16 protein-coding genes are annotated in these 15,136 nt (G+C 29.1%); all 16 read right to left on the bottom strand.

The genetic code is table 11. The annotated features are described in order from the left end of the window. Positions 1–50: 50 nt before the first annotated feature. The 16 genes from JJC01_01785 to JJC01_01710 all read right to left on the bottom strand — a co-directional run bounded on the left by JJC01_01785 (position 51) and on the right by JJC01_01710 (position 15,050). Positions 51–1,010 carry a P1 family peptidase gene (locus tag JJC01_01785; protein UDN58626.1) on the bottom strand — a complete coding sequence of 320 codons (960 nt, stop codon included), beginning with the start codon at positions 1,008–1,010 and terminating at the stop codon, positions 51–53. Further along, complete coding sequence (locus JJC01_01780) at positions 1,003–1,980, bottom strand: biotin--[acetyl-CoA-carboxylase] ligase (GenBank protein ID UDN58625.1); 978 nt, start codon at positions 1,978–1,980, stop codon at positions 1,003–1,005. The genes JJC01_01785 and JJC01_01780 overlap by 8 nt, the downstream gene beginning before the upstream one ends. A 318-nt stretch (positions 1,981–2,298) precedes the next feature. After that, the gene (gene ftsH / locus JJC01_01775) at positions 2,299–4,269 is read right to left on the bottom strand and encodes an ATP-dependent zinc metalloprotease FtsH (protein ID UDN58624.1); all 1,971 of its coding nucleotides are present in this window, start codon (positions 4,267–4,269) and stop codon (positions 2,299–2,301) included. 33 nt (positions 4,270–4,302) lie between these two features. Further along, the gene (tilS, locus tag JJC01_01770) at positions 4,303–5,691 is read right to left on the bottom strand and encodes a tRNA lysidine(34) synthetase TilS (protein UDN58623.1); all 1,389 of its coding nucleotides are present in this window, start codon (positions 5,689–5,691) and stop codon (positions 4,303–4,305) included. A 182-nt stretch (positions 5,692–5,873) separates the two neighbouring features. Beyond that, entirely contained in the window at positions 5,874–6,302 is a 429-nt protein-coding gene (locus JJC01_01765; GenBank protein ID UDN58622.1) for a DUF1934 domain-containing protein, read from the bottom strand. A 17-nt stretch (positions 6,303–6,319) separates the two neighbouring features. After that, the gene (locus JJC01_01760) at positions 6,320–7,126 is read right to left on the bottom strand and encodes a glutamate racemase (GenBank protein ID UDN58621.1); all 807 of its coding nucleotides are present in this window, start codon (positions 7,124–7,126) and stop codon (positions 6,320–6,322) included. Between the two features lie 201 nt (positions 7,127–7,327). Further along, positions 7,328–7,834 carry a cell wall hydrolase gene (locus tag JJC01_01755; protein UDN58620.1) on the bottom strand — a complete coding sequence of 169 codons (507 nt, stop codon included), beginning with the start codon at positions 7,832–7,834 and terminating at the stop codon, positions 7,328–7,330. Positions 7,835–7,865: 31 nt separating this feature from the next. Further along, entirely contained in the window at positions 7,866–8,525 is a 660-nt protein-coding gene (gene spoIIR, locus JJC01_01750) for a stage II sporulation protein R (protein UDN58619.1), read from the bottom strand. A gap of 135 nt (positions 8,526–8,660) precedes the next feature. After that, positions 8,661–9,377: a GntR family transcriptional regulator gene (locus JJC01_01745; protein ID UDN58618.1), complete on the bottom strand. Its 717-nt coding sequence runs from the start codon at positions 9,375–9,377 to the stop codon at positions 8,661–8,663. Beyond that, on the bottom strand, positions 9,325–10,215 hold the full coding sequence (locus JJC01_01740; protein ID UDN58617.1) for a 4-(cytidine 5'-diphospho)-2-C-methyl-D-erythritol kinase: 891 nt from the start codon (positions 10,213–10,215) through the stop codon (positions 9,325–9,327). The genes JJC01_01745 and JJC01_01740 overlap by 53 nt, the downstream gene beginning before the upstream one ends. Positions 10,216–10,332: 117 nt before the next feature. After that, the gene (locus JJC01_01735) at positions 10,333–11,883 is read right to left on the bottom strand and encodes a DUF3794 domain-containing protein (GenBank protein UDN58616.1); all 1,551 of its coding nucleotides are present in this window, start codon (positions 11,881–11,883) and stop codon (positions 10,333–10,335) included. Positions 11,884–11,975: 92 nt separating this feature from the next. Beyond that, complete coding sequence (locus JJC01_01730) at positions 11,976–12,242, bottom strand: Veg family protein (GenBank protein ID UDN58615.1); 267 nt, start codon at positions 12,240–12,242, stop codon at positions 11,976–11,978. A gap of 147 nt (positions 12,243–12,389) precedes the next feature. Next, on the bottom strand, positions 12,390–13,250 hold the full coding sequence (gene yabG / locus JJC01_01725; protein UDN58614.1) for a sporulation peptidase YabG: 861 nt from the start codon (positions 13,248–13,250) through the stop codon (positions 12,390–12,392). Between the two features lie 83 nt (positions 13,251–13,333). Further along, positions 13,334–14,272, bottom strand: coding sequence for a dipeptidase (locus JJC01_01720; GenBank protein ID UDN58613.1), 939 nt, complete (start codon positions 14,270–14,272; stop codon positions 13,334–13,336). 109 nt (positions 14,273–14,381) lie between these two features. Beyond that, entirely contained in the window at positions 14,382–14,543 is a 162-nt protein-coding gene (locus JJC01_01715; GenBank protein UDN58612.1) for a hypothetical protein, read from the bottom strand. A gap of 9 nt (positions 14,544–14,552) precedes the next feature. Beyond that, positions 14,553–15,050 carry an SEC-C domain-containing protein gene (locus JJC01_01710; GenBank protein ID UDN58611.1) on the bottom strand — a complete coding sequence of 166 codons (498 nt, stop codon included), beginning with the start codon at positions 15,048–15,050 and terminating at the stop codon, positions 14,553–14,555. Positions 15,051–15,136 lie beyond the last annotated feature (86 nt).

The raw sequence follows: 15,136 nt of genomic DNA, 5'->3' as shown, positions 1-15,136 counted from the left end.
GTCATTGTCAACAATTTGACAAGAAAAATATGCTAATTTCATCATATTTCTCATTTTTTTACTATGTCTTTATATGCTATTATATTTTCTACACTATCAGCTTTTTTTACTGCATTTATTATACTTTTTTCCACAGCCTCTACAGCCAATGAACCTAATAACGTTATATCTGCTTCTATTTCACCTTTTGACATTGTGAATATTGTATCTCCATCATGAGGTGTATGGATAGGAAAAATAGCTTTTGCATACCCATCATGACCCATTTGAGATATTTTTTTACATTCAGCTTTAGTCAGTTTAGCATTCGTAGCTATAACTCCAATTGTAGTATTATCTATACTAAATCCACCTTTACTTGCACCTTGTTTCATCAATTTATATGTATCAATTGTTTCTGTTTTTTTATCATTTAAGGCGCCTGCTATAACCTTACCATCCTCATAAACATCTCCAAGAGCATTTACAGCAATTAATGCAGATACAATCAATCCATTATCTAGTTTTATAGAATAACTTCCTATTCCACCTTTCATAGCATATTCTTGCCCTCTTATCTTTCCAACAGTAGCTCCACATCCTGCTCCATAATTACCTTGATTTAAAACAGTTGTATTTGCCACCTCACAAGCTTTATAACCCATTTGTATATCTGGTCTACACTTAAAATCTCCTACTCCTAAATCAAATAAAACTGCTCCAACAACTATAGGAACTTTTCCAACTCCAACATCAAAACCAATTCCTCTTTCTTCTAAGTATCTACTTACTCCACAAGTAGATTCAAGACCATATGCAGAACCTCCTGCTAAAACTATAGCATGAACTTTTTGAACCATATTTACAGGGTCTAATAAATCGGTTTCTCTGGTTCCTGGAGCCGACCCTCTTACATCAACACCACAAACTGCACCTTCTTCACAAATCACTACTGTACATCCAGTCAGCCCTATTCTATCCTCAACTTGCCCAACCTTTAAACCTTCTATATCTAAAATATTATCATACATATCCATTTTCTCCTCTTATAGAAACTTCACCCGAAACAATTTCTTTTACACTTCCATCACTACCCTGAACTACTAAGTTACCATCTTCATTTATATCTAAGCATTTAACTAATTCTTTATCATTTCCTTTTAGTACATATATATTCTTATCTATAATAGCAGAATAATCTCTACATATTTTTAAAGTTTCTTCTTTTGAGTTATTTGCAATATAATCTAAATATAACTTTTCAAATTCAGCCAATACATTTCTGACAATATCTACTCTAGACAATTTGTATCCTTCTTTATACAATGAGGTAGCTTTCTCAGCTATTTCTGAATCAAAGTCCATTATTTTAACATTTATTCCAATACCAAGAACAACATAATTTGTTCTTTCAATCTCAGCAGACAATTCTGTTAGTATACCACATATTTTTTTCCCATTTAAAATAACATCATTTGGCCATTTTATCAAAGTCTTTGCCCCTAGATTATTTAAAGCTTGTGTTACACTTGCTCCTGCTATTAAAGTTATAAATGGTGCTTTAAACGGTTCCATATCTGGTTTTAGAATAATACTCATCCAAATTCCTTCATGGGGTTTGGAATCCCAAGTTCTTCCTAATCGTCCTTTTCCCATATTTTGATGTTCACTTAAAATCACAGTTCCATCTATACTATTCACAGCCACTCTTTTTGCGTATTCATTGGTTGAATCTATAGTATCAAGATGCTCAATATTCTTACCAATAAACTCTGTATTTAATTTATAGTAGATATTCTGTGGACTTAATAAATCAGTTGGATTTTCTGCTAATCTATAACCTTTCTTATTTACAGATTCTATATTATATCCCTCTTCTTTTAGAGCTTTCATATGTTTCCATATAGCTGCACGTGACACACCTAATTGCTTTGACAACTCTTCACCCGAAATAAACTCAGATTTATTATTTAATATAATTTCTATTATCTTCTCTCGCATACTTCACCTCTAATATGATATGATTTCATGACTTCTTTTCTTCTAATAAGTAATTATACATTATTAATATATTTTTAATACTACTAATTTTAAAATTCCTTTTTAATATATTATCATAAGTAAACTTATATACCCATACCATTAATTCCCATAGCTTAATATTTTGCCTAATCTTTGCTAAAATCACAAAAAAAACTGAAAGTATTAATTAGATTGATATATGCAAATATACTTTGTTTATCAATTTAACATTATACTTTCAGTCTTAATATTTAATCCTTAATAGATAATACTCTTAAAATAATCAATATTTTAAAATTATTTATCTTCATCAGATTTATTTTCTTGATTTTTATTTATATCAACAACATTGTTTCTTTCTTCTCTATCTTTTTCTAGATTTATAGTTAATTGCTCTTCATTTTCTTTAGGAGAATTTTCCTCTGTAATTGCATTTTCAATATCATTTAATGGTAATTCTTTATTAAATGCTTTTATAAATTGATCTGCATCTAAAGTTTCATAGATAAGTAAGGCTTGTGCTACATACTCCAGTCTATCCATGTTTTCTTGTAATATACTTCTTGTCTTATCATATGCACCATCAACTATACGTTTTGTTTCTTGGTCTATCTCAAAAGCAACCTCTTCAGAATAGTTTCTCTTACTTGAAAAACTATTACCTAAAAATACTTCATCATCACTGTCAAATGACATTGGACCAAGTTTAGAACTCATTCCATATTTTGTTACCATACTTCTTGCAGTAGCTGTAACTCTTTCTAAGTCATTTGATGCTCCTGTAGACACATCTTTTAGCACTAACTCTTCTGCTACTCTACCTCCAAGTAAAACTACTATGTTTTCTTTCATCTCATTTTTAGTAGCATAGAACTTATCTTCAACAGGAAGCTGCATTGTAAATCCTCCTGCTCTTCCTCTTGGTACTATTGTAACTTGATGAACAGGACTTACTTCCTCAAGTATATGAGCACAAACTGCATGCCCGCCTTCATGATATGCTGTAAGTCTTCTTTCTTTTTCACTTATTACTCTCGATTTCTTAGCTACACCTGCTATAACCTTTGTTATAGCTTCTTCTATAGTTTCCATCTTAATTTTCTTTTCTCTTTTTCTAGCTGTTAGTATTGCAGCTTCATTCATTAAGTTTTCTATATCAGCAGGAGTAAATCCTGGTGTTCTTCTAGCTAATACATCCATTTTAACATCATCATTTAGCGGTTTATTTCTTGAGTGAACTTTAAATATAGCTTCTCTACCTTTTACATCTGGTGTACCAACAACTACTTGTCTGTCAAATCTTCCTGGTCTAAGTAAAGCTGGGTCAAGTATATCTGGTCTATTTGTTGCTGCCATGATTATTATACCTTGGTTTACTCCAAATCCATCCATCTCAACTAGAAGTTGATTAAGAGTTTGTTCTCTTTCATCATGACCTCCACCAAGACCTGCTCCTCTCTTTCTACCAACTGCATCGATTTCATCTATAAATATTATAGCTGGAGCGCTTTTTTTAGCTTGCTCAAATAAATCTCTTACTCTTGAAGCCCCAACCCCAACAAACATCTCAACGAAATCAGAACCACTTATACTGAAAAATGGCACTCCTGCTTCTCCAGCAACTGCTCTTGATAGATATGTTTTACCAGTTCCAGGAGGTCCTACCATAAGCATTCCTTTTGGTATCCTTGCCCCTAATTCAATATATTTCTTAGGATTCTTCAAGAAGTCTACTACTTCTTGTAAATCTTCTTTTTCTTCATCCAATCCAGCTACATCTTTAAACGTAACTCTAGTTTTTTCATCATCCTTATGAACCTTAGCCTTTGACTTACCAAAGCTCATAACCTTTCCGCCTCCACCTTGAGACTGATTCATAAATACAAACCAAAGAATTACCATAAAGAATATTAACAGTAATGTAGGTAGCATCTCAACAAACCAAGGTGTAGATGGTTTAGCTTCACCACCAAATGTTAATTTTCCAGCCTTAGCTTGATCTAACACTTCATCTGCAAGTTTATCTCCCATTATTTCTGTTGGAACATATGATTTAAACTTTGTATTTGTATCTTTTATAGTACCTTCTACAGAAGTTTGATTTACAAAGTACAATCTTGATATATTCTCATCTGTTAATTCCCTATATACTTGGGAAAATTTTAAATCTTTTATTTTTTCTGTAGGCTTACCTGAGAATTGAACTATACCTACTATAATTATAAAAACAAGTAGATAAAAACCTGCCCCTTTTAGCAACTTATTCAATATAGAAGCCCTCCTTTCATACATTGCTTTGCCCTATAATTTGTTAAAATTAATTTTTAATACTTCTTTTGTGCTTTCATCAATTTTATAATTCTCACTGATTTTATAATCTCCAACACATATTATTCCTTCACTATCTGTGATTATAGGAATTTTACATCTTTCTTCTCTTGGGATTTTTAAATCTATGAATAAATCCTTCACTTTTTTACTTCCCATAGCAAGTTTTATCTTATCACCTTGCCTTCTGCTCCTTATTACTATACCCCCTTTTACCTTATTAAAATCAAACCCTTTAGATGAATTGTCTAATTTCATACTCTTATACCTATCTATACTCATTACTTGGGTCTCAATAATTTGTTTTAATTCTTTTATTTTTATAAACCCATTACTAGGTATATTGTAATAAAATTCAATTTCCTCACTAACAATTTCCTCATTGGTTAATATTATACTGTCTTTTTTTCTATAAACAAATATATTTCTCGGAAGAGTTATCATTTTATTTACTTTTGAATCACTTTCTAAAGACATTATGTCCTCTATATGTTTTTGATCAACAAAATTAGTATCTCCTAGTATATGTTTTATAGAATTTCTAAGAACCCTAACTTTGATAGCATCATGTAAGCAAATAAAATCTTCTAAATTTATCTCTACAAAGCTCTTTTCTTTTATATTTGAAACTTCTCTAAATTTAGCTTCTGCCTCTTTCTCAATATAATCGTTGTCACTTTTTAAGCTATTGCTCATCCTCACTATAGATTCTATTACATTTGAATTAAAATTATCCTTCATATATGGTAAAAGGTCTAACCTTATTTTATTTCTAGTGTATATGTTTTCTAAATTTGTTTTATCTATTCTAGGATTTAAATTATGAGCCTTACAATATTCCTCTATATCTATTCTCTCTACATCCAAGATTGGTCTAATTATACAGTTATCTCTAATATAATCAATTCCTTTTAACCCTTTAAGACCTGTTCCTCTCATAATACGCATCATGACAGTCTCAGCTTGGTCATTGAGATTATGGCCTATAGCTATTTTGTTAGCTTTAATCTTATCCTTAATTTCATAAAACATTTCATATCTTAGCTTCCTTGCTCCTTCTTCTAATGATAACCCCTCATTTTCACAATATTTTGGTACATTAATAGACTTTACAAAGAATACAATTCCCATATCCTCACAAAGCTTAGATACATATAATGCATCTTTTTGAGCTTCTATTCCTCTTATTTGATGATTTAAATGTGCTGCATATATTTCTATATTAAAATCTTTTTTTAATCTATTTAGTACATGCAATAAACAAACTGAATCAGGTCCTCCAGAAAGACCCAAAACTATTTTATCGCCTTTTTGTATTAAATTATGTTTATTTATAGTACTTAGTACCTTATCAAATATCATATTTATCCCTCTTACACTTAGTTTTATTCACTTTTAAGTATACTTTCTATAAAAAAACGCTAAACCCTTGTATCAATTTTAAGAAATTAAAGTTTAATATAAATATAATAATACCAAATAAATTAAATAAAAGGTAGTTTTTTCACTACCTTTATAAAATTTCTGGAAAATAGCTATAGTTATTATTTAATATCTATGTATATATCTATTTTGTTTCTACCTAAAAATAAATCTTGTATCTTTATATTATAGTCTATTTTCAATTTTATGTGTTCCCCTTCTTGTATATTTATATCCAATTCTCTTGTGTCAATATCAATTAATAAGGTACCTTGTGGGGTTACATATTTTGTAGTACTGCTTTCTCCACATTTAAACATCATAGTTGAATTAATAGAACCAAACTTTTTAATACTAACTTCATTTTTAAGTATTTTTATAGTATTAGTTATTTCTATATTGTCTTCTTTTTCCTTGTAAATAACATATATTCCATCATTTTTATAAAAAATTTTACCAAAAGTAGTCATCTCTATGGTGTCCATATTACCTTTTTCATCATATTGTCTAGTATTTATGCTTATTTTTACACTCAACGATTTTTCCTCCATAGACTTCTTCATATAAACTAATATTTTTGTATCTCCACTTTTTGAATTTTATCAATTTTTTTCTTTAAAAATTCTTTCGCTATATCTGAAAATTTTTCATGTATGTCTGATACATAATATTGATAAATTCCATGAGCTTCTTTGCTATTTATAATGTTTCTTTCTTCTAAAATCTTTTTTAAATCTTTAGCTGTCTCTTTAGCTGGATTAACCAATTTTATGTGTTCTCCAACCTCTTCACCTATTGTTCTCTTTAAAATAGGATAATGAGTACATCCTAATACCAAAGAGTCTATATTCTTATCTTTTAATTCTTGTAGATATATCTTTGCTGTTAACTTAGCTACTTCTGTGTTAGCCCATCCTTCTTCAACAATTGGTACAAATAAAGGACATGCTTTATTAACAATTTCTATATTTTTATCTATTTTAGATATTTCTAAATTATATGCCTTTGAACTTATAGTTCCTTCTGTTCCAATTATACCTACAGTCTTGTTTTTAGTGGAACTTACAGCTGTCCTAGCACCGGCTTCTATAACTCCTATTATTGGTATATCATATTTTTCTTGAGCCTCTTTTAAACTTCTCGCAGTAGCAGTATTACAAGCTATAACTATAGCTTTTACATCCTTAGTTTTTAGAAAATTTATAGCTTGAAAAGTATATTTAATTATAGTCTCCTTAGATCTCGAACCATATGGTATTCTAGCAGTATCTCCAAAATATATTATATCCTCATTTGGTAATATCTTCATTATTTCTTTCAAAACCGTCAATCCGCCTAATCCCGAATCAAAAACTCCTATTGGTCTATTGCTCATTTTTATACAACACCTACTTTACATTTTTGTGTTTAACAACATCTTATTTATCGCTAAAATTTATTTTTATATTCACAGTTAATATATTATTACCTAAATGATTATTATAGTTTATTTTAAACAAAAAATAAAGGAGCTATCTCAAATTAGAAAATAATTTCTAGAAAAAGACAACTCCTCTCAGTACTCAAAAATTTAAATTTATTTTGCAAACACATGATTCCCTATTCTCAGATATGGATTTAGTCTATTTATCCATTTGCAAGTGGCTATTTCTGGGTTCCAGAAATATACTGCTTTATTTGTTGGGTCAGTTCCATAAAGAGCTTCTTTAGCTGCTTTACATGCTGAATCTGTTGGTGTCTTGTTTATTGAACCATCAAGCACAACTGAGAAAGCATTCTTCTGATATATAACTTCCTCTATTGAATCTGGAAATCTAGGGTCCAATACTCTGTTTATTACTACAGCTGCTACAGCAACCTGTCCCTCATAGCTTTCTCCTCTAGCTTCACCTGCAACCAATTTAGACAGTAACATTAAATCATTATCAGATAAATTTATTACTTCCTTTTTTGCTACATTTTTTTCTTGTTTGTTTACTTTCTTAGCTGTCTCTGTTGGCTCATCTGCATATACCTCTTTAATAGGCATAAATATATAGGTTAAAGCTAGTAATATAGCTATCAGTTTACTCCACCTGTCCATGATTAAAACCACTCCTTATAATTTTATTTTTTTAAAATTTTTCTTCTAAATCCTTTACTACTTCAATTACTTTAAACTTGATTTTTACTCTGCTTGTTTTCTTTGGTGTGTCTTGTTTTATTAGCTTATATTCCTTGTCAGTTAAAACTTCTTTTAACTTATCATCTGTAGATTTGTCTATAACTCCATTAGACTCATCAACAAAACATAATGGAGGAAACATAACACACCACCAGTTTTTTCCTTCACCTTTTCCAATTATAATTTTTAATGCTTTATATTCACCTGCTGGAAGAACTATATTAGAATATTGTTTTGTAGGAAAGTTACTATATTGTATACCTACCTTTACACTGTAATTATATCCATTTTCAAGAATAATATTTTTACTTATTTCTTCCAGAGTACTATATTCTTTTTTTATAATAGCTTCACTTTCCTCTATACTTTTTGAGTTTTGTAGTTTTGGTTGTAAATATTTTACTACTTCATCCCTAACTTTTAATTTAAGTTCTTGATCTTCATCTGTATTACTATTTGCTATGACATGAAATCTTATTAATTTATCTTTATAGTCTTTTGATATATTATCAATTTTTTTTACTTCACCATTTATTACTATCGTCATTATTGATATGACTGATATAAGACTTAATATTAATATTCCCAACCTAACTTTAATTTTTCTCATTGAAAAATCCCCCTCAAGATAAATTTATATCATCAATTATGTCCATTTAAATTTAATTTATTCATAATATTTTCAATATCAATAAAAAAACTACTTTGAAATGTTTATAAACATTTCAAAGTAGTTTTTTAAATTTTATAAGTCTTTATTCATCATAGCCTTATCTATCATAAATTGTTCTGCTTTTTCTATATGCTCTGTAGCATATTTCTTAGACAACTCACTATCACCTTTTATTATGGCATCAAGTAAAAATCTATGTTCTTCAACAATATTAAGCGATGAGTCGTAATCAGACATATAAGTAACTCTAAACCTATACACTTGTTCCCATAAGGAGTTTATCAATTGGATTAACTTTTTATTGTTTGTTGCTTTAAATATACATTCATGAAATTCTACATCTTGTTTCAATAGTGCATCTAAATCTGATTCCAAAATGCTTTTTTTTAACGCTTCTGATATATCCTTAAGTTTTTTTATATCATCATCACCAATTCTTTCAGCAGCAAGAGACGCTGCTAGACCTTCTAAGCTTGCTCTTACCTCTAATACATCTAGAAGATCCTTTAATGACATATTTGCTACATATGCACCTTTTCTAGGCAACATAACAACTAAACCTTCTAATTCAAGCTTTCTTATTGCCTCTCTTACTGGAGTTCTACTTACTCCTAATTGTTCTGCTAGTTGTACTTCCATCAGCCTTTGACCAGGCTTTAATTTCCCTTCTAAGATTGCCTCTCTTAAATTTTCGAAGACTACATCTCTTAATGGCTTGTAATTATCCAAGTTCAGTTTAGTTAAATTCTCCACAAATTTCAACCCCTTTTTGACTGCTGTTAACAACATATACCTGTTTATATTTTTTTAATAATTCTTTTTTTCCAATTAGAGCATCTTCTTTACTTTCAAATAATCCAAAAACTGTAGGACCACTTCCACTCATCATAGAACCTAAAGCATTATTTTTCATCATAACTTGCTTTATATTATTTATCTCTTCATATTTACTTATAGTAACATTTTCAAGAACATTTACCATATTTTCTGATACAGCTTTTATGTCTTCTGAATTTAAACACTCCATCAAATATTTATTATTAGGTCTTTTTTTAATATTATTCAAATCTAACCCTTGATAAACTTCTTTTGTAGAAACAAATAATTCTGGTTTACATATTAAAATACTTATATCACATGGTAAACCTTTAATATCTGTTAGTTTTTCTCCAACACCTTGAGCTAAAGCAGGCCTTCCTGATATACAAAATGGAACATCTGCTCCCAAGTTAAATCCGATGTCTTTTAATTCATCTTCAGATAACTCAAGTTTCCATAATTCATTTAATCCTACTAATACTGCGGCGGCATTGGAACTTCCTCCAGCCATACCTGCTGCTACAGGAATATTTTTTTCTATGAATACTTCTACGCCTTTTTTTATATTAAATCTATTCTTAAGTATTTTGGCAGCTTTATAAACAATATTATCTTCATCTAAAGGGATATCTAAACTAGTGCTTTTTATCTCTATTTCATCTTTATCTAATCCCTTTATTTTTACTATATCGTATAAATCTATCGTTTGCATTATCATTTCAACAAAATGATAACCGTCTTGCCTTTTTCCTAAGACATCAATGGATAAATTTATTTTTGCCCTGCTCTTTAGTTTTATAAAATCCATTCTATCCTCCTTGTTTAAAGAATAATGCATCACTAACAATAATATTATACTACAAAAAATAAAATAATAGGGTATTATAATACCCTATTATACTTAATTACTTTAAATTTTTTAATATTAATCTACTAATACGACTTTTTTTTCTAAAATAAGACACTTGCCAGGCTTAATTGCTTCGTCAAGTTTTATATCATTGAGTTCTGCAATTTCATTTTCTGTTGTATTGTATTTTTTTGCAATATTCCAGAAAGTATCTCCTTCTTTACATATATATACAATTATACTTGGGGCTTTAGATAAATCATACACACCTTGATCTTCACCTTTAACAATAAAGCTTTCTGCCTTTTTATCTAATGCTTCAGTAAATCTTTTGATTTTTATAACCAAATCTATTTGGTCTCTATTCAAATCAACCTCAATTTTATCAATACATGCCGTATTAAATACTGATGCTGTATCAGTTAAGTTATCCATCTCTATATCATGTTCAAATGGAATTTCTTCACTAATTTTATAAACTAATTTTAGCCCTTCAACTGGAATAAATAAAATTTCAACTTTTATAATCCCTTGTATAATACTTTTATTTCCTTCAATGTAGCTATTTTCTATAGACATAGTTGGACAAACGCTTACAATATCTTTTATTTGTATATCATCATTATCATTTCTTATTCCTTCTCTAACCATAAATGTTTCTTCACTATTTCTTAAAGTCTTATTTAATTGAATAGGTTTATGGTCAAATTTTATTATCTTTTGAGGAGAGTATGCATCTTGTAATACCTCTCTTGTTACTTCATCTGTAACTTTTACCTTGCAACAAGCCATACAATCTATTTCTAATAGACCTGTATTACTTTCACTATTTTGTTTAAAAATATGATTAAAGTCTGACATGGACAATAATACTTCCTCTGTCATACCATCACTCACTCCAGGAACTTCTACAAACTGAGTGAACTCTATACCCACTCTATCTAACTCTACAAGTTCACCCTCATATGTACAAGCCAATGGATTTATTTCTAATACTCCACCAATAATAACCTTATTATCAGTTACTCTACTTTCTTTTACTTTAACACAAGGATTTAAGCTTATTATAGATTGAATTTCTTCTGTATTTATAGTTATAGTGTCTCTTATAGAACTTTCTGCTTTTTCTATTCCCACTATATCTTGAAAACAAATTTCCTTTCTATGCTTTTGTATGCCTTCTACTTGCGCTACATCCTTTACAATATCTAATCTCTGTTTTTCAAATAAACTTCCTCTTATATTCATAAGAGCTCCTACTTTAATCTTTCTCTCATTCATTATAGTGCAGTCCATATGCTCTACCTCTGAAAATAACATGTATTCCATATCTTGCATAACATTATCTTTTTCTATTACTTCGTTTATATCTACTTTTCCATCTACATTAGAAACAGTATTTTTATCGTCTGCGATGTAAATTACGTTGTAATTAAAACTTCCTCTACAAAGTATCTTTCCATCTGCTATCTCAATTTTTTTAAGTGATATGTAACCCTCAGTCTTTACAATCTCATATACATCTAGCTTCTTGTCTGGCACTACTGCTTCCGCCTCAATAAATGTTTGAAATTTCCCAAAGTCTATTCTATTGTCAATTTTAATTACATCTTTAATTAATTCCATAGTTTACCTCCTTAAGTATTATAAAAATATCACACTATATTTATATTTAAGGAACAAAAAAAAAATTACACCTATTTTTAATAGGTATAATTTTAACTTATTTGTAATTTATCTTGATCTCTAAAAACTTGCAACTTTACATTAGATGTTAATAAATCTGAGTAACTATAAGATACCCTAGGATATCCATTACTTTCATCATCTAATTTTATAACAAACACGCTTGGATAAACTTTTTCTAGTATACCCTCTTTTGTAATAATCTGCTTTCTTCCTTTATTAGCTTTCAACAATATTTTCTTTCCTATATGTCTTTCTAAGCTTACTCTTATCTTATCTAGAGTTTGAACAGTAGCCACAATATCACCTTCTTTAACGTTTATATGTTTACATAATATCACATATAAACATTTTTGTCAAACGTTTAAACTAATTATTTTATATATTTTTTGCAAAAATGTCAATACTATTTTTGAATATATACAGTATAATTATGTTAATTTTTGTTAGTGCAATATTGTTTTTGGCATTGCCCATCTAAATTTCCCTCTTGTTTCAGAGCCACCAATACCCTTAACACCTGTGATAGTCTGCTCTATAACCTCATCAATAGGTACTACTACATCAATTCTTGAGCATGCAATTTTTTCTACTACAAAAACAGGGTCTAAAGCATGTATCATTATTCTACCAGGGGAACTTGCATAATTCGCTCCTGCATTTATTATTTTTTCATAATTCGACTGACATGCTCCTGCAAATATTACAAGATTATCCAAATTTGGTTGCCATTTACGTGCTTCTCTAACTGTTTTCATAAAATTTAAAGAGTTTCTATAGTTATTCATATCTTCTATATCCCCTCTTTTTACTGTCATTGCATCATGTCCTGTAATTACTAGTATATCCGGATTATATTTTTCTAGTAATGCTCTTACTTCTTTATGCTGGTTTTGCTCTGAAACTGCTACTCCTACTGCAGGTATTCCAAGTTGAGCATATACATCCAAACAAATTTTTAAATACTCTTTATCTCCATCTATTTGTAATACTTTTCCAGGCATTCCATATGTGTTAGAATTTAATTGAAGTTTTGGAACTGCCCTTGTCATCTTTTTCTGTCTCTCTTTAGCCTTTCTTACTGACTTATATAATAAATTTTCTACATTTTTATCTATTAATATATCTTTTATATCAGGTGCTTTTACTAATTCAAGGTCATCAATATAAGCATCTGCTATTACTCTAAATGCAATTCCTTTTAGTATAGCTATTTTTTCATTATTTTCATCTACACCAAAAGAGACTATTTTAAATACAATATCTTTGTTATGTGACTTTCTAGCTACAATGTCTCCTACCTTCATAGTTAAACCTCCAATAAATTTTTATCTTAGTTTATACTATGTTCGATATAAAACTTTGTTTCCTAATGTCAAAAAAACATTTCTTATAACACTTCTTTTATTACTCTTAAAGCGTTTTTATAGTATATTTTTTCTATTTCATCTTCACTAAATCCTTCTTTTTTTAGAGGCTCGTATAATTTACCCATTTGAGATATATCCTCAATCTCAACTTTTGAATCTATTCCATCGAAATCTGAGCCTAGAGCTACAACATCAATTCCTCCAACATTTACAATATGTTTTATATGTCTAACCATATCTTCAAGCTTACTTTCGCTTTTATCGCCTAAAAATAAGTGGAAGAAGTTAATTCCTGTAACCCCACCTTTATTAGCCAACACTTTAATCATATCATCAGTTAGGTTTCTAGTATGATTCATCATTGCTCTTGAATTTGAATGTGTAGCTATTATTGGTTTAGAGGATATTTTTGCAATTTCATAAAATCCACCATCTGAAATATGAGAAACATCAACTAGCATACCTAGCTCATTCATCTTATGTACAACTTCTCTACCAAAATCTGTAAGACCTTTTTCTCTATACTCTATATTATTATGAGGAAAGCTTAACTCATTCACATGATTCCAACTTATTGTCATCATTCTAACGCCTAAATCATAAAACTTCTTTAAGTTTTCTATTCTACCTTCAAGCACTGCTCCTTCCTCTATAGATAAAAGCGCTGTAAGCTTATTCTCTGATTGATTTTTCATAATTTCTTCATAGTTAGTAGCTAGAGCTATTACATCACTATTTTTTTTCATTTCTTTATGAAATTTATCTGCCATACTCATACAGTAATCAAAAGGATGTTTTACTTCTTCAGTATCAACGAAAAGAGCAAATGTTTGAGCCAATGAATCCCCTTTTTTCAGCCTGTCTATATCAACAGAATATTTGTTAGTTTTAAGTTCACTTGTTTCTACATTCTCCATTAATTTTGCTATAGTATCACAATGCAAATCAATAAATTTCATATTTATACCCCCTGTATATTTTATATTTATATCTAAAAATAGAAATAGTTGTCCTTATAGACAACTATTGACAACTATTTTTTAATATTCTTTTTAATGTTACTTAATTTTATTCCTCTTTTAGGTTAGGTATTACTTTCTTAACTTCTTCAATTTGATGCCATGTTTTATCTATACTATTTTCACTAATATATTTTTTTAAATCAGTTAAAGATGTAAAATCTTTAACTGATAAGTTGTCATCATCATCTGCAAATCTTAAAATAAACATAAGATTACCTTACTTTCCACAACATTTCTTATATTTTTTACCACTTCCACATGGGCATGAATCATTTCTTCCTATTTTTGCTTCTTTAACTACTGTTTTAGATTTTTTGTATGCTTTTATTATTTCTTTTCTTTGGTCTGCTGGTAATATTTCTTCCCAACCTTGTAAATTATATAGCCAATGAGCCTCAACAGTTACCATATTGTTATATAATTTTTCCCAATCTATTTTTATAGAAACTTCTTTATCAGCTTCTACATCTTCTAAAACTATATCTTCTTTTAAACTTTCACTTATTCCATCTATGAATCCCATGAAAAATTCATTAGTAGTTCCAAATTTCTCAGCTAATTCACTTACTTTACCTTCAACAACATCCATTTTACTATTTAATATTTCATTGTATATTCCAGCTTCAACTTTTAAATATTCTTCCCAGAATTTTACCTCTGTTTCTTGACTTTCGTGGTTATCACTTAAATTTCTCCATTCAGTATATAAACTCATACTTTTTTCCTCCTAAGTATATCTATATTTTTTTAGTTTTTTTATAGTATAAAATCTTTTAGTTAGATTGGAAGTTTCTTCTTTTT

The sequence above is a fragment of the Clostridioides sp. ES-S-0010-02 genome (assembly GCA_020641055.1).
In the GTDB taxonomy this organism is placed as follows: Bacteria; Bacillota; Clostridia; order Peptostreptococcales; family Peptostreptococcaceae; genus Clostridioides.
This window is presented reverse-complemented; position numbering and strand designations above follow the sequence as displayed.